The organism is Parabacteroides gordonii MS-1 = DSM 23371, assembly GCF_000969825.1.
GTDB lineage: Bacteria > Bacteroidota > Bacteroidia > Bacteroidales > Tannerellaceae > Parabacteroides > Parabacteroides gordonii.
The window spans coordinates 794,658-814,622 of sequence record NZ_KQ033919.1 but is presented as its reverse complement, the minus strand read 5'-3'; the positions used below and the strand labels follow the sequence as shown (position 1 = coordinate 814,622).

Sequence of the window (19,965 nt, the reverse complement as noted above, 5' to 3'; positions counted from 1 at the left end):
ATAAGACACGAAATCAACTCCGTTTAAAACTAATTTAACGCTTAAGGAGCTATGAATTAAAATTATTTGATTACGTTTACAGCAATAAAATCTTTGATTAACTATTCATAAACTAAAAACAACATGGATAACGCTATTTTTAGATTTCCTAAGCCTATTAATGAACCGGTAAAATCGTATGCTCCCGGATCAAGTGAAAAAGCAGCATTAAAAAGCACGTTAGCTCAATTGTCGAATGAAGAATGGGATATTCCATTGATCATCGGTGGTAAAGAAATCCGTACAGGTAATACCGGAAAAGTTGTTATGCCGCATGATCATCATCATGTACTGGCTACTTATCATAAAGCCGGAGAAAAAGAAGTGCAAATGGCTATCGACGCCGCCATGAAAGCGCATAAGGAATGGTCGGAACTTCCCTGGGTAGAACGTGCTTCGGTTATGTTGCGGGTGGCAGAACTCTTCGCTACTAAATACCGTTATCTGTTGAATGCGTCCGTGATGCTGGGGCAGAGCAAGAACCCCTATCAGGCGGAGATCGATGCTCCTTGTGAACTGATCGACTTCCTGCGTTTCAGTACATTCTATGCAAGCCAGGTATATGCAGACCAGCCTTATTCCGAAACAGGTATCCTGAACCGTATGGAATACCGTGCTTTGGAAGGTTTCGTTTTCTCATTGACTCCGTTCAACTTCACCTCGATTGCCAGCAACCTGAATATGGGGCCGGCCATGATGGGGAATGTTGCGGTATGGAAACCGTCTACAACGGCTATTCATTCAAACTATTTGCTGATGAAAGTATTCCAGGAAGCCGGACTTCCGGATGGTGTCGTGAACTTTATCCCGGGACAGGGAAGCGTGATCGGTAAGGTTGTTACTGCCAGCCGCGATCTGGCAGGCTTCCATTTCACCGGATCTACCTCTACCTTCAATACGCTATGGCGCCAGATGGGTGAAAACCTGGGACATTATAAATCGTATCCGAAGATCGTAGGCGAAACAGGTGGTAAGAACTTTATCTTCGCCCATCCTTCAGCTCCGGCAGCAGATGTGGCAACAGCCATTGTGCGCGGTGCATTCGAATATCAGGGACAGAAATGTTCTGCCGGTTCGCGTGCCTATATCCCTGCTTCCATGTGGAATGAAGTGAAGGATATGGTGGGTGCCATGCTGAAAGAAATCAAGATGGGTGACGTACAGGACTTCACTAACTTTATAAATGCCGTTATCGACGAGCCGTCGTTCGATAATATCATGGGATATATCAACTATGCAAAACAAGCTCCGGATGCAGAGATCGTATTTGGTGGCAACGGGGATAAGTCGGTAGGTTACTTTATTGAACCGACTGTCATCCAGACAACAAACCCGGCCTTCAAATCGATGGTGGAAGAGATCTTCGGCCCGGTAATCACAATCTATGTATACGAAGACAGCAAGTTTGAAGAAACCCTGGAAATCTGCGATCAGACTTCTCCTTACGGCCTGACCGGTTCGATCTTCTCACGGGATCGCTTTGCTATCGATAAGGCGTTCAATAAACTGCGTTATGCAGCTGGTAACTTCTATATCAACGATAAACCGACTGGTGCCGTTATTGCACAGCAACCGTTCGGAGGTTCGAGAGCTTCCGGTACAAACGATAAGGCAGGTGGCCCGTTGAACCTGATCCGCTGGACAAATCCTCGCTGTATCAAAGAGGCTTTAGTCCCACCGACATCTTACGGTTATCCGTTCTTAGGTGAAAAATAAACACAATAAAACAGTTGGCAACCGGTAGCTTGAAACGTATGTTTCGGGATTGCCGGTTGCTGGCTGTGACCTTTTAAAAATCAGATACTATGTTAGACTTTAATAATACCGAGATTGCTTTTTCTTCTAAATCGCAGTCTGAACTGAAAAACGCTTACTTACTATTCAACACAATCAAATATCCGTGGTTGGTAAAATGTGCCAGTATCGGTAGTAATATCGCTCTGAAGATCCATTTCCCTCTGGCATGGGCTGTTAAGCCGACTTTATACAAGCAATTTGTAGGAGGTGAAACATTGCAGGACTGTACCAAAGCTATCAACCATCTCCGCCAGTTCAATGTGCTTTCTACCCTCGACTTCTCTGCCGAAGGCGAACAAACTCCCGAAGGCATCCAGGCTACATTCGAAGAAACAATGCGTTCGATCGATTTTGCCAAAGGTAACGACAATCTGGCTTATGCCGTATTCAAGCCTTCTACTATTACGACCGATGAACTGCTTGCCAAAGCTTCAGAGAAACGCAGTGAGCTGACCATAGAAGAAGTAAAGGCTTTCCGTGAATTTAAAGAACGCTTCATGGCTTTCTGCCAGCGTGCTTACGAGAATGATGTCCGTCTGATTGTGGATGCCGAAGATTACTGTTTTCAGGATGCTTTGGACGAACTGACAGACGAGGCGATGCGTAAATACAATAAAAAACGTGCGATCGTATTTGCAACTTTGCAGATGTATCGCCACGACCGTATGCCTTATTTGCGTCGCATCCTGGATGATGCCAAAGAAAAGGGATATATCGCCGGTGTGAAGTTTGTGCGTGGTGCTTATATGGAAGCAGAGCGTGCGCGTGCTGCGGCTTTGGGTTATCCCGATCCGATCTGCAAGGATAAAAAGGCCACTGACGATAATTACGACGAAGCTGTCCGCTTCACAATGGATCATCTGGAACATTTCGAGATGTTTATGGGAACGCACAACGAGGAAAGTAACTATAAGCTGGCCCGCCTGATGGACGAAAAAGGCATTAAGAGGGATGATTCCCGTATCTTCTTTGCCCAGTTGTTGGGGATGAGCGATAATATCTCATTCAATCTGGCTAATGAAGGATATAATGTAACCAAGTATGTCCCTTATGCTCCGGTTAGAGACGTATTGCCTTACCTGATCCGCCGTGCAGAAGAAAATACTTCGGTAGCAGGACAAACCAGCCGCGAACTGAAGATGTTGCAGGCCGAACTGAACCGGCGTAAGAAGGTGAATCGATAAACACTCACAGAATGTTTTCGGTATTTTGTTTGCCATTTGCAATATGCCGATGCAATGTATTGTTAAACAGTTATATATACTATTGCAAATGCTTTTTTTGTTTGCAATGTTATTTGTCATTTGCCATAATCAACCGTAAGAGGGATGATGGCAAATGGCAAATAGTATGGCAAATAGAATAGTTATTTGCCATGTCTTATTGTGTTTATTGACAGGATGTTATAGGAGTATATTGCAAATGGCAAATAAATACTGAAAACATTGTGTATAAAAGATGTTTTATCATGTATCACTTCTGAAACTATTGCTCCCTTCCGGTCTAAGTAAATCAAACCCTATAATAAACTAATTGTTAACTCCTTACTTAGTATAACTACCCTGTACAGGATAATCGATTAGCCTGTACACCCTGGTGGATTATCCTGTACACCTTGGCTGGCTATCCTGTACACCTTGCCAATAAGGAGTCCTTACATTTCAATTAGTTAGTAGGGAGGAATGAATTAGTTTCCCGGCTTCTGCCGGTTAGTAAGTCGGTATTCCAAATTCGATCCGTTGGTCATGCTCCACGTAGTTGCCGCAGGTATAACTACCGTAAAAGAATAATCATTCGGATTTGCATTTATCATAGCATACAAAAGTATGGAAAAAAGGAATAAAACCCGTACATTTGCTACAAAATATATAAAGCTTTTAAATCGAAAACAAAAGATGAACAAACTTATTGCAGCCGGCTTTTTGCTGGCTTGTGCGTTTTCTGTGACTAATGCCGAAGCACAAGAGGAGGACGAATATGTATTCACCCCGGTAAAAGAATTGAAAATTACTCCTGTAAAGAACCAGAACCGTACTGGCACCTGTTGGTCTTTCTCTGCGATCGGCTTTCTGGAGTCTGAGTTGCTACGTATGGGGAAAGGCGAATATGACTTGTCTGAAATGTTTGTGGTAAACCATTCTTATAAGGACAAGGCCGATAAGTTTGTCCGTTTGCATGGCTGTTTGAATTTTGGGCAAGGGGGTTCTTCCGGCGATGTGCTGTATGCAGTCGAGCATTACGGTATCGTTCCTGAGTCGGTAATGACCGGGTTGCAGTATGGTGAAGACCAGCACGTACATGGCGAACTGGAAGGGCTGGCACTCTCTTATGTAAATACCGTGATTAAAAATCCGAACGGGAAGCTATCTACAGCCTGGAAGAAAGGGTTGGATGGTATCGTAGATGCCTACCTGGGCGAAATACCGGAGAAGTTCACTTATAACGGAAAAGAATATACTCCAAAGAGTTTCAGAGATGAACTGGGATTGAATATGGACGACTATGTTTCTTTGACATCTTATACACATCATCCTTTCTATACAGCGTTTCCTCTTGAACTGGAAGATAACTGGCGCTGGGAGTCAGCCTATAACCTGCCTTTGGATGAACTGATGCAAGTAATAGATAACGCGATCAATACCGGTTACACGATTGTATGGGGCTCTGACGTCAGTGAAAAAGGGTTTACCCGTAACGGTATTGCCGTCGCTGCTGATGTGGCTTCTATCGAGACTGCCGGCTCGGATCAGGACAAATGGGTCGGTCTGAGCAAATCGGAAAAAGAGGAGGAGATCAAGAAGATGATCGGGAAGCCGGGATGTAAGGAGCTGGCCATTACTCAGGAAATGCGTCAGAAAGAGTATGATAACTATCAGACAACGGACGATCACGGTATGCAGATCTACGGTATAGCAAAAGATCAGAATGGTAAAAAGTTCTATATGGTAAAGAATTCCTGGGGAACTGATAACAAATATAAAGGTACCTGGTATGTATCAGAACCGTTTGTAGCTTATAAGACACTGGATATTGTCGTTCACAAAGACGCCCTTCCCAAAGCGATCAAGACAAAAATAGGTATTAAATAATATAGAGAAGAAAAAGGACGCTGTTGAAGGCGTCCTTTTTTATTTTTATTTACTGGCCTTCAATCCTCTGATGACAGAAGAGGTGAAACCGGACAGTTCCATTTCATTCAACCCCTTGATGGTAATACCGCCGGGAGTGGTAACCTTGTCGATTTCCATTTCCGGATTGCTCTTGTTTTCCAGTAACAGGTCGGTAGCCCCTTTTACGGTGTGGACAACGATTTCCTGTGCCTGCTTCGGATAGAAACCCAATTCGACACCGCCTTCAATGGCAGCACGGATATAACGAAGGGCGAAAGCGATACCGCTGGAAGCCAGTGCAGTACCGGCACCCATCAGGCGTTCTTCTACCAACATCGCATTACCAAGCTCATTGAATATATTTATTATCAGTTCGGATTGCTCCGGTGTCGCGTTATGGGCGGAGACGAAAGTCATACTGCTCAATACCTCGATAGCGGTGTTGGGCATAATACGGAAAAGAGCCGGAGTAACCCAGTCTTCATAACTGGTGTTTTTAGTGAGATAAGAATTCAGCGTATCGAAGGTGATTCCGGCAGCTACCGAAACGATCACTTGTTTGTCGTAATCGAGAACTCCCTTTATCTGGTCGATGATCTCTTCCACCCGCCAGGGTTTTACTGCAATGACGATAATGTCTGCACCTTTTACTGCTTCTATGTTGTTGAGCGACAATACAAAGTCAGGATTGGCTGCTTTCATTTTGTCCAATGTGGCTTGCGACTGTGCCGTACAGGTGATGTCCGATGCTTTGAACATATTTCCTTTTGCCAGTCCCTTGGCAATGGCACCGCCGATACTTCCGGCTCCGATAATCGTAATTTTCATGTCTCCGTTAATTTTTTATTGTAAAATCGTAAGATGCAAAAGTATGGAAAAAAGGAATAAAACCCGTACATTTGTCACAAAATGTATAATTGCTAATAAAATCGAAAACAAAAGATGAAGAAACTTATTGTTGCCAGTCTGATGCTGGCTTGTATGCTTTCTACTTCAGTAGGAGCACAGGAAACGGAAGAATATGTGTTTACTCCCGTGAAAGAGTTGAAAATTACTCCGGTTAAGAATCAGAACCGTACAGGAACATGCTGGTCTTTTTCCGGTATCGGTTTCCTTGAAGCTGAATTGCTGCGTATGGGAAAAGGGGAGTTCGACCTTTCGGAAATGTTTGTCGTAAGTCATTCCTATAAAGATAAGGCAGACAAATTTGTGCGCCTGCATGGTTGCCTGAACTTTGCACAGGGTGGATCGTTCGGTGATGTGCTGTATGCTACCAAACATTACGGTGCGGTTCCCGAATCGGTAATGAACGGATTGCAGTATGGTGAAAGCCAGCATGTACACGGCGAGCTGGAAAGCCTGGCTATCTCTTATGTAAACACAATTATCAAGAACCCGAACGGTAAGTTATCTCCTGTCTGGAAGAAAGGTTTTGATGGAATTATCGACTCATACCTGGGTGCAGTTCCCGAAAAGTTCACTTACAACGGAAAAGAATATACTCCGGAAAGTTTCGGAAAAGAACTGGGTTTGAATATCGACGATTATATCTCTCTTACTTCTTATACACACCAGCCTTTCTACACTGCATTCCCTATCGAAGTGCAGGATAACTGGCGTTGGGATCTTTCATACAACCTTCCGTTGGATGAACTGATGCAGGTGATGGATAATGCGATCAATACCGGTTATTCTATTGCATGGGCTTCCGATGTAAGTGAAAAAGGATTTACACGTAACGGTATAGCGATTGCCGCCGATGTTACTTCTATTGAAACATCCGGTTCGGATCAGGACAAATGGGTTGGCTTGAGCAAGACTGAAAAGGATGCTGAAATCCGTAAGATGATCGAAAAACCGGGTTGCAAGGAACTGACTGTTACCCAGGAAATGCGTCAGAAGGATTATGACAACTATCAGACTACCGACGACCACGGTATGTTGATCTACGGTATCGCAAAAGACCAGAATGGTAAAAAGTTCTACATGGTAAAAAATTCATGGGGAACTGATAACAAATATAAAGGAACATGGTATGCTTCTGAACCGTTCGTAGCCTACAAGACTATGACTATCGTTGTTCACAAAGATGCACTGCCTAAAGCGATCAAAGCGAAGTTGGGTTTGAAATAATTCAATCTCGGAAGATAAAACAAAAAGAGGCGTTCCCCGGTAGGAGTTGGGGCGCCTCTTTTCTATTTATACAAAGATGTGCTTCTTTATGGAACCAGTATCAGGGTGTAATTAAGATCTGATGCTGCTTTCTGTAAATCCTGGTTCAGCAGGGTCAGGCTGTCGCCTTCTGCCTGGAAATAGAATTCCATGCTACCGTCGCTTGGGATCAATTCGTAAACAACCGCTTCCGCATCGACCGGAGTACCTTTTTTCACTTTGCGTTTACCGGTAGAGGAGAAAGTCTTATCCTGTCCGTTCTCAGCTTCCAGGTAGGTGGCATCCATTTCGTAAACGCCGTCGTCGCTGTCCTGCTGATAGAATAAAGTCAGGTCATAAACAATGCCTGGGCCGTCTGCTGCAGGGAATGTGCCTTTATATTTTTTCTGAATGACAGAACCCTTTTTAGGATCGACCTTCAGCGAGTCGCGCATATTCACAGGCTTGCTCGTTTTCCCCGTTACTTCAGGTAAAGCCGGTGCATCGGGCACTGCTTCTGCTACTGCGACACTTTCTTCTTCTATTAAAGCGGGTTCGGCTGTTTTCTTCCCACTACATGCAGCTAGTAAAGCCAGAGCTGCTACTGCGATAAAATACTTTTTCATTATTCTGCATTTTTATTTATTAGTGACTTTGCCGATATAACAAAAGTCCCCCTGCATTTTGTTTTGCAGGAGGACTTTTTTAACTATATAACAGGCTGTTTCTTACTTTTTATCCGGCTCGTCCGGCTTTTGCAGATATTCGGAAGGGATGGTGGTCGCACTTCCGTCGCGTCCGGCAAAATAATGAGGCGACATGATCTCTATACCGGCCTCGTTGAACGTATCCTGTATGTTCTGGTGCAGGTCTGAATAGATCTGCGATAACTGGTCGGCCTCTTTTATATATGCGTTGATCTGGTAGCAGGGATAATAATCCTGTAGTTCCGTTTCCAGCACGAAAGGCTTCGGATGCGGCAAAACTCCCGGCGTTGAACGGGCTGCATCGATCAGCAGCTGATGAACCTGCCGCCAGGGAATATCGTAACCGATACTGACTGTCGAGTGGATGATCAGGCCGAACTGCCGGGCGGAAGCACTGTAGTTGACCGTATGTGACGACATGATGAAAGAGTTCGGGATCGTAACCACTTCATTCTTGGGCGTACGGATACGGGTCACGAACGGCGTTTTCTCGATCACGTTACCGGTTGTCTCGTTCAATTTGATGCGGTCGCCGAGTTTGAACGGACGCATATAGGTAATGACCAGCCCTGCAATGATATTACCGATCACCGTACTCGATCCCAGCGATACGATCAGTCCGACAAAGACCGATATACCTTGGAATACACCGGAGTCGGAGCCCGGCAGATAAGGATAGATCATTGCGATCATAAAAGCATACAGCAGGAAACGTATGATATTGAAGGAAGGTTGCGCCCAGTCCGGATAGAACCCGGTGATCTTCAGCTTCTCACTCTCTATTTCGTTCGCTATGTATTGGATACCTTTGATGATATATTTTACACAGTAGTAAATGACAATGATAATGAATAGATTGGGGATATATTCAATAACCGATTTAAGAACCATTTTGATCGGTTCAATAATATAAGTGAACAACTTCATTGCCAAGTTCTCCGTCTGCGGGAATATGGCAAACAGCATCGGGACACTGAACATAAGTTGTATCAGCAGTACGATATAACGCAGGATATTATTCAGGAATATAAGTATCCTACCTTGTCGGTGGGTATTCAGGAATTCATAATCGCGTATGGTGATGGAGTGGAGCTTGTTCTGTTTCAGCCAGATAATCCGCCGGCGTAGCTTTTTGAACAGATAGTTCGTCAGCTTGAAGAACAGATACTGGACAACCAGTACCAGCACGAATAACGCCACCCGCTTGACAACCTGAAGCAAGCCGTGTTCTTTTTTCAGCGATACGATCTTATCGTTGACAACGGACTGGTATTTTTTAGCCAGGACTTCCCTTTCCGTATTTAACCAAAGGGCGTCCTGATCCGTAACACTCAGTATTACTTTTTCCCCATACATGATATCGGTCTGGTATTCACTGTTGAATATATGTACGGAGTCTGTTTTCAGGCTGAGGTCTTTACCGATTTTCAGGATCATGTTAACCGCGTTCTCCGCCCGGTCGTAGGCAGATACACCGCCTCTTTTGGCATAGAAGGTGAGAAGGGTGTCGCTGTCGATGATAAGCGGTACGCCGGGAGTCAGCGTCCGCAGCGAGTCGATGCTGCGGCGTTGTTCTTCCCTCTTAAGCGAGTCGGTAGTGATGTGCATATTCAGCGCATCGTTCAGTTCGGTTCGCAGCATTATCTCGTTCAGTTTCATTTCCTGCAACTGGAGCTCGAGTTCCTGCATCCGGATGGAATCCTGCCGCCGTTTTTCTTCGACAGCCGCCGACGAGTCGACGACTGCTTCGTTCGTTTTGTTCTCTGTAATAACAGCATTCAGTAATCCTTCCGCCTTTTCCCGTATCTGTGACGTAGCCCGGGATGGCATAAGGAATATCGCCGACAATACGGCAATGCATAACATCAAACGTTTCATTGTGTTTTTACTCTAAGCTTTAATTATATGTATTTATTTGCCGCCGGCCGGTAAATGTTTCAACCAGTAGTCGGCCATGCTCTTCCGCAGATGCAATGTCGTTCCTTCGCGTTCGTAGATACCGTGGCTGCGCATCGGGTAACTGATCTGGCTGAAGATCTTTCCGTGTTTCACCAGTTCGTTTACCAGCATTTCGCAGTTCTGGTAATGTACGTTGTCGTCTCCGGTTCCATGTATCAGCAATAAGTTCCCTTTCAATCCTTTGGTATAGGAAATAGGAGAGCCCTTGCGGTAACCTTCCGGATTGTTTTGAGGGGTATTCATGTAACGTTCCTGATAGATCGTATCGTATAAGCGTTGGTCGGCAACGAATGCGATAGCGATACCCGTATGGAATATTTCCGGATACCGGAACATGCAGTTCAATGTCTGGCTACCGCCGCCGCTCCATCCGGTGATACCGATACGGGTCGGGTCGATGAACGAAAATTGTTTGGCGAGATCCTGTATGCCCCGTGCCTGGTCTTCGGAAGCAAATGTCCCGACCTCTCCGTAGATGCATTTGCGCCATTCGCGTCCGCGCGGTGCATTGGCTCCCCGGTTTTCGATGCTGACATAGATATATCCCTGGTTGACCATATACTGTGTCCATAGGTCGCCGCCGCCCCAAACATCCTGTACGGTCGATCCGGCCGGTTCACCGTAGACCTCGATGATTACCGGATATTTCTTTGACGGGTCGAAGCCGACCGGCTTGATCATGCAAACGTCCAGTTCCAGATCGCCGGATTTCGCTTTGACGAACTCTTTCGGGTTCAGACCCAGCGCGTTGTATTGTTCTTTGGCTTTCGCATTGTCTTCAATCATGCGTACGGATTGGTTTTTCGGGAATGATACCATGTCGATGACAGGTGGTGTTACCGAGTTGCTATACGTATGTACGGCCCATTTGCCGGTGGGCGACATATTATAACGGTGCTGTCCGGGTTGGTTTTCCGGGCTGAGGCGTTTTACTTCCCCTTTCCCGAACAGGTTGGCACTGTACAGGTAGCGTTGTGTGTAATTGTCGGGCGAAGCGATGAAATAAACCAATCCTTTCTGAAGATCGCTGCCTACCGGTTCGATATAATCGAAGTCTCCCTGGGTAACAGGTACGATCTCCTTACCGTCGCGGCTGATGCGGTACAGATGGCGCCATCCGCTGCGTTCGCTTTCCCAGGTGAAATACCGGTTGTTTTTCAGCCACAGGATATTATCGTTCGTGTCGAGCCAGGCGGCATCCTTATCCGTAAAGATATTTTCGGGTGTGGCACTGCCTATCCGGGCAATCCATACCTTGTTTGTATTCTGTTCCCGGTTCAGTTGCTGGATGAACAGTTCGTTGCTTTCCGGGATAAACTCCATACGTGGAATATAGTTGTTACGAGCATCCCCCGGAATATTGATCCAAGTGGTTGTCCCTCCTTCGGCCGGAACGTAACCTACTTTTACGGCCGAGTTGCTGGTACCTGCCTTGGGGTAGGGGAAATGCAGGATGGATGCATAGATCGAGTCGACATTGTTGATGATGTCGAATACGCCGGTTCCTTCCGTGTCGCTTTGCCAGTAGGCGATATATTTACCGTCCGGGCTCCAGCGGAAACCGTCGCGGCAACTGAATTCTTCTTCGTATACCCAATCGAACGTCCCGTTTACGATCGTTTGGCTTCCATCATCCGTCAGCCGGGTTATTTTGCCGGTGTTTATATCTTCCACATAAATGTTATTGTTGGAGACATAAGCAACCCTTGTCCCGTCGGGCGAGAACTTGGCAAACATCATGGATGATTCAGGCAGGCCTTTTCCCAATTGGCGCAGGTTGCCGTCATGCAGGGAAAGCACCCAGTAATCGCCACGGGTATCGTAACGCCATACACGTTTTGTGTTGTTGAAGATCAATACTTTATCATTGTCATTACTCCACGATAATCTTCCCATGCCGATCTTCTTGCCGGTCGATTTATCTGTAAACATACTAGAGGGGATAATCACTTCACGGGCATTGTCTTTGGCACGGTAGGCTACGACATCCATTCCTCCTTCTTCTTTGTTTTGTTCCAGACGGCTGTAGCGCTCCCCGTCTTTCAACCAGTTCATGGCGCCTACGCCTTTGGTCTGAATAAGTTTTCCACTAAGTACATCTTCCAGCTCAAGTGTTTTTTGAGCGCTACACAAACTGCTGCAACAAATAGTAATAGCGGCGGTAACAAATAGTTTATTTAGTTTCATTTGTATTAATTGTGTTTGTTTCTGTATTTGCAAATTACGTAAAGTTCTTTGAGATAACAAAGCGGAACTCTTTATTATTATCTTTGTGGCTTCAAAAGAATTTAATAATAAAATAAAATCGAAGAATGAGATCAATTTATGCAGTCGCATGTTCTGCGATGGTGATGTTGAGTGCGTTTACCGCTTGTAGTAATGACGATAACAACAGTTTTGAATTAACTCCGGAGCAAATAGCTCATTATGAAAAGAACCGTGAGTATATTCGTGAGAAGAAACAGGAGAAAGACGCTGATGGGAAATTGGTTTATGAACAACTGGTGAAGTATGGGGATACAACCCTGTATCGGGTCATTGACAGAAAAGCTGAAACACCTAAGTATCCGACCTCTAGCAGTAATTTGAATTTTGAGTTGGACGGACATTTTATTGATGGAACAACATTTCAGAATAAGATAAAGGAGAATTTTGTTGTAGGCAACCTGATAACAGGTTTGAAAGGAGTTATTCTTGAGACTTCGGTCGGTGATTCTATTGAAGCAATTTTACCTTCAACTTTAGGTTATGACTATCAGTTGGGTCAGGGGAATATTCCTTTCGGATCTACCCTGATATTTAACTATAGAGTGGAAGAAGCCAAGTAATTCCATACCTGCGACAGCCGGTAAGATATAATAAGCAAGAATGCCGCCTTCGGAAACTCCGTTGGCGGCATTCTTTTATAATAAAGAACTAATTAAGCATTAAGTACTTTTTTGAAACGGGCAAGGAATTCTTTAGCCTCGTCCATTGTCAGGCACAACGGGGGAAGCAGACGAATCGTGTTCGTTCCGGCAACACCTGTAAATACCTTTTCTTCAAACAACAGTTTGCTGCGTACTTCCTTGATCGACTCTTCAAATTCGATACCGATCATCAGCCCACGGCCACGGATCTCTTTGATACCCGGCAATTTGTGTAATTCTTCGATTAGGAATTCGCCAACCTTAGCGGCATTCTCGATCAGATTCTCATTCTCCATAATGTCCAATACGGCGATAGCTGCCGCACAAGCCAGATGGTTACCACCGAAAGTAGTACCCAGCATGCCATAAACAGGCTTGAACATCGGGCTGATTAACAAACCGCTCATCGGGAAACCGTTACCGATACCTTTGGCAACAGTGATCAGATCCGGTTTGATATCCGCATACTGGTGGGCGAAGAATTTACCGCTACGTCCGTAACCGGATTGTATCTCGTCTAGGATCAGGCAAGCCTCGTATTTGGTACACAAAGCACGCAGTTCCTTCATAAAGTTATCTGTCGGAAGCTGGATACCGCCAACACCCTGGATACCTTCTATAATAACGGAAGATACATCCCCTTTTTGCAGTTCCGCTTCAACAGCTGCCGCATCGTTCAACGGAAGATAAGTAACAGCCAGGTCTTCATTTACCGGAGCAATGATCTTCGGATTATCCGTTACTCGAACCGCTGCGGAAGTACGTCCGTGGAAAGCATGCTTGAAAGCGATCACCCGCTTTTTACCGTTATGGAATGAAGCCAGCTTCAAGGCATTTTCATTCGCTTCCGCTCCTGAGTTGATCAGGAAAAGGGAATAATCGTCGTAACCGGAAGCTTTTCCCAGTTTGTCGGCCAGATTTTGTTGCAGGCTGTTGATTACCGAATTGGAATAGAATCCCAGCTTGTTAACCTGGTCGGTGATAGCGGCTACATAAGTAGGATGGCTATGGCCGACGGAAATAACGGCATGTCCGCCGTACAGGTCGAGGTATTCAGTCCCTTCGGCATCCCATACATGGCATCCTTTTCCTTTTACGATCTCTATATTAAATAAAGGATATACGTCGAATAGTTTCATAATCTTGTTGTTTAAAAAGCTGACGGTTTGAGATGTAATCCAACAGTCTCTTCCAGACCGAACAGCAGGTTCATATTATGCACAGCCTGACCGCTGGCTCCTTTCAACAAGTTGTCGATCATGGATACGACCAGCAATTTGTTATCATATTTCTGTAGATACAGGAGGCACTTGTTCGTGTTTACTACCTGTTTCAGATCCGGATTCTTGTCTGTAATGAAGGTGAAAGAATGATCGTCGTAATACTCTTCGTAGATACGTTTGATCTCTTCCAGGCTTACTTTACAGTCTACATACGTCGTGGCAAAAATACCACGGGAGAAATTGCCCCTTACCGGTATGAAGTTGATATTGCTTTCGAAGCTATTCTGCAACTGGCGCAGACTTTGTCCGATCTCTGCCAGATGCTGGTGTGTGAACGGTTTATAGATCGAAATGTTATCGTTTCGCCAGCTGAAATGAGAAGTCGACGAAGGCTTTACACCGGCTCCTGTCGATCCGGTGATCGCATTTACGTGCAACTCTGAATTCAGCATCAGGTGTTTAGCCAGCGGCAAAACGGCTAACTGGATACAAGTGGCAAAACAACCGGGGTTTGCAATGTGTCGGGAGTTGCAGATACGTCGTCGGTTCAGTTCAGGCAAGCCGTAAACGAAATCGTGTTCGTCGCTTTCGATACGGTAATCCATGCTGAGGTCGATGATCCTGACGTTTTCCGGAACGGTATGGCTCTCCATGAATTTCTTTGTGTCGCCGTGGGCAGTACAGAAGAAAAGGAGGTCGATGCTTTCCAGAGGAAGCTGGTCGGTAAAACGCATGTCGGTTTCACCAAACAGGCCACCATGAACGTCAGTGATCCGGTTTCCGGCGTTACTGGTACTATTCACAAATGTAATCTCGGCGTCCGGGTGATTAAGCAGCAGACGGATCAATTCGCCTGCCGTATATCCCGCACCACCTATAATTCCAATCTTAATCATATTTCTTCGTCCTTATGGTTGTTATAATACACACGCAGCGGTGTGGAAGTTACTTTGATAAAGCCTTTTGCATCTTCTGCCGTCCAGCCTTTCTGCATTTCACCGTATTCACCGAATTTAGTCTTCACCAGGTCGTCTTTCGATTCTACACCGACGGTGGAGAAAGAAAGCGGGCGAAGTTCGAGTATAGCCGTTCCGTTCACGTTACGCTGTGATTCCTGCAACATGGCTTCGATATCGCGCATTACCGGTTCCAGATACTGGCTTTCGTGCAGGAACATGCCGTACCAGTTGGCTACCTGGTCTTTCCAGTATTGCTGCCATTTGCTCAATGTATATTTTTCAAGGAAACGGTGTGCACCGATGATCAGCATGGGAGCAGCAGCTTCAAAACCTACACGTCCCTTGATACCGATGATCGTATCGCCTACGTGCATGTCGCGGCCGATACCGTAAGCAGCACCGATCTCTTCCACTTTCTGGATCGCTGCGATCTTGTCTTCGAATACTTCACCGTTTACGGCGTGGATTTCACCCTTCTTGAATTCGATGCGCAGTTCTTCGCTACCGGTCTTTTCTACCTGTTTCAGGTAAGCGCTTTCAGGTAAGCCCTGTGCAGAGTCGAGGATTTCACCACCACAGATGGAAGTTCCCCAAAGACCTACGTTATAAGAATATTTCAGTTTGGTAAAGTCAGCAACGAAACCGTTTTCTTTCAGGTAATTGATTTCGTAGTCGCGTGTCAATGCCATGTCACGTGTCAGGGTGATGATTTCTACATTGGGAGCCAACACCATGAATGTCATGTCGAAACGGATCTGGTCGTTACCGGCACCTGTCGAGCCGTGAGCGATTGCGTCTGCACCGATCTCGTTGGCATAACGGGCGATAGCCAAAGCCTGGAAAATACGTTCCGAGCTAACGGAGATAGGGTACGTACCGTTACGCAGCACATTACCGAATACCATATATTTCAGACTCTTTTCGTAATATTCTTCTGTTACGTCGATAGTAACATATTTAGTTGCGCCCAGTTTATAGGCGTTTTCTTCATTCTGTTTAAGCTGTTCTTCGCTGAAGCCACCAGTATTGGCACAAGCTGCATATACTTCGTAGCCCTTTTCTTTGGCAAGGTACATTACGGTAAAAGAGGTATCCAAACCCCCGCTGAATGCTACTACAACTTTCTTTTTCATTGTCTGTTTGTTTTTGTGAGTTCCGTATGGGTGTTTCGCGAAACGCCCTTACAAGATCTCCTTTATTATTTATTATTTTTATTTCTCTCGTCTGCTTCCCGTTTGGCACGATGCGGATCGGCCGGGTCGAACAACATGGCTGTACAGATGCAATATTTGCGGCCTGTACGTTCCAGGATGTCATGGTTTACACAACCATTGCAACCGCGCCAGAAGGATTCATCGTCTGTCAGGTCGGAAAATGTGACGGGTACATATCCCAGTTCCGTATTCATTTTCATCACAGCCGCCCCGGATGTCAGACTGAATATTTTAGCTTTCGGCCAACGCATGCGAGCCAGCTGGAAAGTCATATCCTTAATACGTTTGGCAATGCCCAGCCCCCTGAAATCCGGGTGAACGATTAATCCGGAAGTCGTTACATACTGTTTATTTCCCCACGATTCTATATAACTGAAACCTGCAAACTTATCCCCTGCCAACGCAATGACTGCTTTCCCTTCAATCATTTTCTGGGCCACATATTCATGCGTACGCTTTGCGATACCGGTTCCGCGTACTTTGGCAGCGGCCTCAATAGTATCAAGAATTATGTCGACATATACCTCATGAGAGGCATCAGCGATCATTACATCGATTTCTGTTTCTTGTTCCATTTCTCTTAAGCTTGTTCTTAGTCTTCTTTTGTTTATAAACGGAAGATCCGTAGTCTCCCTTATCGCCCTTATATAAAATGTGATAATGCTTTTACTATTCTGTCACGGCTGATCCCTTCGCGCGGGATGATCAGGATCGTGTCGTCTCCGGCTATCGTCCCCAGTATTTCATGAGGAGCATGGGTGTCAATATCCGAAGCAATGCCCATCGCATATCCCGGTCTTGTCTTTACAACAGCCAGATTGCCGGAAAATTCGATGTTGGGATGATGCTGTGTCTGTGTCTTTTTCGGTTGTATCAACGCTGAATAATCAGGCAGACAATATACATAATCTCCGTTCGCATCGTGTACTTTGGCTACTTTCAGCTGCTTGATGTCGCGCGACAAAGTAGCTTGTGTAACCTGAAATCCGCTAGCTTCCAATTCTTTAAGCAGCTCTTCCTGATTACATATCGTCTTCGTCTGTATGATGCGACAAATAGCATCCAATCGTTCCTTTTTTGTACTCATGTTTGTATATTTATGCAAAACGGTTGCAAATATAAAGCGAATAATTGAATAAATATACATTCGGCTCCGGTTTTTTTGCATAATTATTTATCCTATATATCTCTTGAGCAAAAATGCCTTTATAATTGTTCTATTCTTATAAAGAAATGATAATTTTGTATCAGTAAAAACTAAATGAGAGAGATGAAGAAGATAACAGGTTTATTAATGGCGGTATTCTTACTGCTAAGTAGTTGTGGTAGTGTGCCTTTGACGGGAAGAAAACAGGTGTTGCTTGTTTCGGATCAGGAAGTGTTGTCATCTAGCCTGACACAATATGGCGATTATATGAAATCGGCAACGAAATCTACCGATAAGGCTAAGAGTGAAATGGTTACCCGGGTAGGGAAGAAGATTGCAGCGGCCACCGAAGCTTACCTGAAGGCAAATGGAATGGAAAGCGAGATCAAAAACTTCCAGTGGGAGTTTAACCTGGTGAAAGACAATCAGGTGAATGCTTTTTGTATGCCCGGTGGAAAGATCGTAGTTTACGAAGGATTATTACCTTTGGTGTCGTCGGACGACGAACTGGCTGTCGTGGTAGGACACGAAGTGGCGCATGCCGTTGCCAAACATAGTAACGAACGCATGAGCCAGCAGTTGATGACCCAATACGGCGCAGCTATCCTGGGACAGGCGGTAAGTAATAAAAGTGCAGCCGTACAGACTGTGGCCAATACGGTCTATGGGGTAGGAGCACAATATGGCGTTATGTTGCCTTTCTCACGCAAACATGAATCGGAAGCCGATTATATGGGGTTGGTATTTATGGCAATGGCCGGTTATAACCCGGAAGTGGCGGTGAACTTCTGGCAGAAGATGTCTGCCGGAAAGAATGGTTCGACTCCCGAGTTTATGAGTACGCACCCAAGCGATGCGACCCGTATAAACGATATTAAGAGATATCTTCCGGAGATTGAAAAATACCGGACAAAGAAATAAGACAATAGAATGGGGATTACACAGTGATCCCCATTTTTTTCATCAGGAAGCAGGCATTCATATTCTCTGCAACGCCTTCACGAAGCTGATAGGAGAAAGTCAACTCCTCGTTCGTGATATCTGCTTCAAAGCGGTAATTCTTTATCTGGTTCGGGAATTCCTTTTCCAATTCGCCCAGCGCCAGGTCGTGTGTGGCGATAATTCCGCAGGTCTGGTAAGACACCAACTGTTTCATCAGGGCCAGCGAACCTTTCTGTTTATCGATGGAATTGGTTCCCTTTAATATCTCATCCAGGATAATAAATAACTTTTCTCCCTGGTGCAAACGATCGATGATCATTTTCAGGCGTTTCAGTTCGGCAAAGAAATAAGACTCGTTGCTCACCAATGAATCGGAAGTACGCAGGCTGGTCACCATCTTGGCCGGATATACAGTCAGCGAGTCGGCATAGACCGGAGCCCCGATGCAAGCCAGCAGATAATTGACTCCTACAGTACGCAGATAGGTACTTTTACCGGCCATATTTGCCCCTGTAATGATCAGGAACCACGGACTTTTCTCGATGGATATATCATTCCGTACACAAACGTCGCGGCGAAGCAACGGATGCCCCAACGCTTTACCGCTCATTTTGAAATAAGCGTCTGCTATTTCCGGATAAATATATCCCGGATGGTTGAAGGCAAATCCTCCCAGCGAACTGTAAGCATCGAAACGTCCCAGGGCATCGAACCAACGGGGAATGTCTTCCGCATGCTGTTGTATCCAACTTTCCAACCTCATGGCTGTCCGGGTATCGCGTAAGATAAAGATGTTGAGGATAATTCCGATGAAACTGACGCGTTGGTCGAGGGCACCGATACATTTCGATAGCTTCTTCAACGCTTTCGAGGCTGTCCCGTCTACTCCGGTAAACAGTTTGCTTATTTCCGACAATTCAGCCGATTTGAAAGCATCGCCTTCTATGCTTTTGATCAACAGGGAATAGGTGGAAAGTATCTTTTCCATCTTATTCACGGAGTTGTGAAGGTCAGTGATCTGTTTTGCCCGGATATTCGCAATAAGAAGTGCAATGGCAAAGAATATTCCGAAGGCAGATAAACCGATCACCTCCAATGCCAAACCTATAAATATAGCGACCCAGATGGCGGGAACAATCCAGATCAGGCATTTCCAAAGTGTCTTTGTGATAAAGTGGGGAGTATGCCGGGTCAATGAAGCCAGAGCACTTACGTCTCCTTTTTCTTTCGGGTACAGCCTTCCGGTGACAAAGAAATGTTGCCTTAGCTGGGTGAGCGTGCTTAGTTCCAGGATGGCTTCCTGGCGTTTGCCTATTTCCTGCTTGTCGGTCAGCGGATTGACAAACCAGTCGATAAGCGTTTCTTTCCCTACCGCTGTCACTGTCCGGTTGATCGACTGGAAGATCGAACGGTTGCCGAACAGGTCGAGATCCAGGCTGAACGAATGGTCGGCCGAGCTCTTTTCCGGTGCTCCGTCGAAAGCGCTGAAATCATAGTCCAGCCCCTTCAATTCATCATTGCATAATTTCACTAAGGTGTCTGCATATTCCTTTAAATAAGACAGATGTGTATGATAAGCCATTAATGCAATGAATGGGATAATGAACAATACGACTGTTCCGGCCAACACTTGCCAGCCTTCCGCTTTCAGCAACCATATAGCTGCCACGAGGCCGGCTACTAGTAACAGGCGGATCGTTCCGCATAAATGCATTTTCTTTCTCAGACTATCCGAACGGCGTGTATAAGCTGTAATCGTTTCCTTATAATATTGGTATACTTTTTCCATGCGGACAAAGATATAAAAA

Annotated in this window: 16 protein-coding genes; 6 read left to right on the top strand and 10 right to left on the bottom strand. The window is 45.4% G+C overall.

The window, feature by feature from the left end:
* Nucleotides 1-123 precede the first annotated feature (123 nt).
* From pruA to HMPREF1536_RS03175, 3 genes are all read left to right on the top strand, one after another.
* Nucleotides 124-1,755: an L-glutamate gamma-semialdehyde dehydrogenase gene (gene pruA / locus HMPREF1536_RS03185; protein ID WP_028727936.1), complete on the top strand. Its 1,632-nt coding sequence runs from the start codon at nt 124-126 to the stop codon at nt 1,753-1,755.
* A gap of 89 nt (nt 1,756-1,844) precedes the next feature.
* A complete protein-coding gene (locus HMPREF1536_RS03180; RefSeq protein ID WP_028727935.1) occupies nt 1,845-3,020 on the top strand; it encodes a proline dehydrogenase family protein in 1,176 nt (391 codons plus the stop codon).
* Nucleotides 3,021-3,731: 711 nt separating this feature from the next.
* Nucleotides 3,732-4,925, top strand: a complete 1,194-nt coding sequence (locus tag HMPREF1536_RS03175) for a C1 family peptidase (RefSeq protein WP_028727934.1) — start codon at nt 3,732-3,734, stop codon at nt 4,923-4,925.
* A 45-nt stretch (nt 4,926-4,970) separates the two neighbouring features.
* Here the strand turns inward: HMPREF1536_RS03175 and proC are convergent, their stop codons facing one another.
* Nucleotides 4,971-5,774, bottom strand: coding sequence for a pyrroline-5-carboxylate reductase (gene proC, locus HMPREF1536_RS03170; protein WP_028727933.1), 804 nt, complete (start codon nt 5,772-5,774; stop codon nt 4,971-4,973).
* A gap of 114 nt (nt 5,775-5,888) precedes the next feature.
* On the opposite strand from proC, the gene HMPREF1536_RS03165 reads away from it, so the two are divergent.
* Entirely contained in the window at nt 5,889-7,079 is a 1,191-nt protein-coding gene (locus HMPREF1536_RS03165) for a C1 family peptidase (protein ID WP_028727932.1), read from the top strand.
* Between the two features lie 86 nt (nt 7,080-7,165).
* On the opposite strand, the gene HMPREF1536_RS03160 is transcribed toward HMPREF1536_RS03165, so the two are convergent.
* The 3 genes from HMPREF1536_RS03160 to HMPREF1536_RS03150 form a co-directional block, all read right to left on the bottom strand.
* Nucleotides 7,166-7,723: a copper resistance protein NlpE N-terminal domain-containing protein gene (locus HMPREF1536_RS03160; protein ID WP_028727931.1), complete on the bottom strand. Its 558-nt coding sequence runs from the start codon at nt 7,721-7,723 to the stop codon at nt 7,166-7,168.
* Between the two features lie 102 nt (nt 7,724-7,825).
* Nucleotides 7,826-9,682: a mechanosensitive ion channel family protein gene (locus HMPREF1536_RS03155; protein ID WP_028727930.1), complete on the bottom strand. Its 1,857-nt coding sequence runs from the start codon at nt 9,680-9,682 to the stop codon at nt 7,826-7,828.
* A 33-nt stretch (nt 9,683-9,715) separates the two neighbouring features.
* The gene (locus tag HMPREF1536_RS03150) at nt 9,716-11,950 is read right to left on the bottom strand and encodes a S9 family peptidase (protein ID WP_028727929.1); all 2,235 of its coding nucleotides are present in this window, start codon (nt 11,948-11,950) and stop codon (nt 9,716-9,718) included.
* Between the two features lie 125 nt (nt 11,951-12,075).
* Between HMPREF1536_RS03150 and HMPREF1536_RS03145 the strand changes: the two genes are divergently transcribed.
* Entirely contained in the window at nt 12,076-12,591 is a 516-nt protein-coding gene (locus tag HMPREF1536_RS03145) for an FKBP-type peptidyl-prolyl cis-trans isomerase (RefSeq protein WP_028727928.1), read from the top strand.
* A gap of 92 nt (nt 12,592-12,683) precedes the next feature.
* On the opposite strand, the gene HMPREF1536_RS03140 is transcribed toward HMPREF1536_RS03145, so the two are convergent.
* The 5 genes from HMPREF1536_RS03140 to argR all read right to left on the bottom strand — a co-directional run bounded on the left by HMPREF1536_RS03140 (nt 12,684) and on the right by argR (nt 17,155).
* The gene (locus HMPREF1536_RS03140) at nt 12,684-13,811 is read right to left on the bottom strand and encodes an aspartate aminotransferase family protein (protein ID WP_028727927.1); all 1,128 of its coding nucleotides are present in this window, start codon (nt 13,809-13,811) and stop codon (nt 12,684-12,686) included.
* Nucleotides 13,812-13,822: 11 nt separating this feature from the next.
* Complete coding sequence (gene argC, locus HMPREF1536_RS03135) at nt 13,823-14,791, bottom strand: N-acetyl-gamma-glutamyl-phosphate reductase (protein ID WP_028727926.1); 969 nt, start codon at nt 14,789-14,791, stop codon at nt 13,823-13,825.
* The gene (locus HMPREF1536_RS03130) at nt 14,788-15,987 is read right to left on the bottom strand and encodes an argininosuccinate synthase (protein ID WP_028727925.1); all 1,200 of its coding nucleotides are present in this window, start codon (nt 15,985-15,987) and stop codon (nt 14,788-14,790) included. Before HMPREF1536_RS03130 ends, argC begins: the two co-directional genes overlap by 4 nt.
* 65 nt (nt 15,988-16,052) lie before the next feature.
* Entirely contained in the window at nt 16,053-16,643 is a 591-nt protein-coding gene (locus HMPREF1536_RS03125; protein ID WP_028727924.1) for a GNAT family N-acetyltransferase, read from the bottom strand.
* Between the two features lie 68 nt (nt 16,644-16,711).
* The gene (argR, locus tag HMPREF1536_RS03120) at nt 16,712-17,155 is read right to left on the bottom strand and encodes an arginine repressor (RefSeq protein ID WP_028727923.1); all 444 of its coding nucleotides are present in this window, start codon (nt 17,153-17,155) and stop codon (nt 16,712-16,714) included.
* Between the two features lie 183 nt (nt 17,156-17,338).
* Between argR and HMPREF1536_RS03115 the strand changes: the two genes are divergently transcribed.
* Nucleotides 17,339-18,136 carry a M48 family metallopeptidase gene (locus HMPREF1536_RS03115; RefSeq protein ID WP_028727922.1) on the top strand — a complete coding sequence of 266 codons (798 nt, stop codon included), beginning with the start codon at nt 17,339-17,341 and terminating at the stop codon, nt 18,134-18,136.
* A gap of 16 nt (nt 18,137-18,152) precedes the next feature.
* On the opposite strand, the gene HMPREF1536_RS03110 is transcribed toward HMPREF1536_RS03115, so the two are convergent.
* Nucleotides 18,153-19,946 carry a MutS family DNA mismatch repair protein gene (locus HMPREF1536_RS03110; protein ID WP_028727921.1) on the bottom strand — a complete coding sequence of 598 codons (1,794 nt, stop codon included), beginning with the start codon at nt 19,944-19,946 and terminating at the stop codon, nt 18,153-18,155.
* Nucleotides 19,947-19,965: the final 19 nt, after the last annotated feature.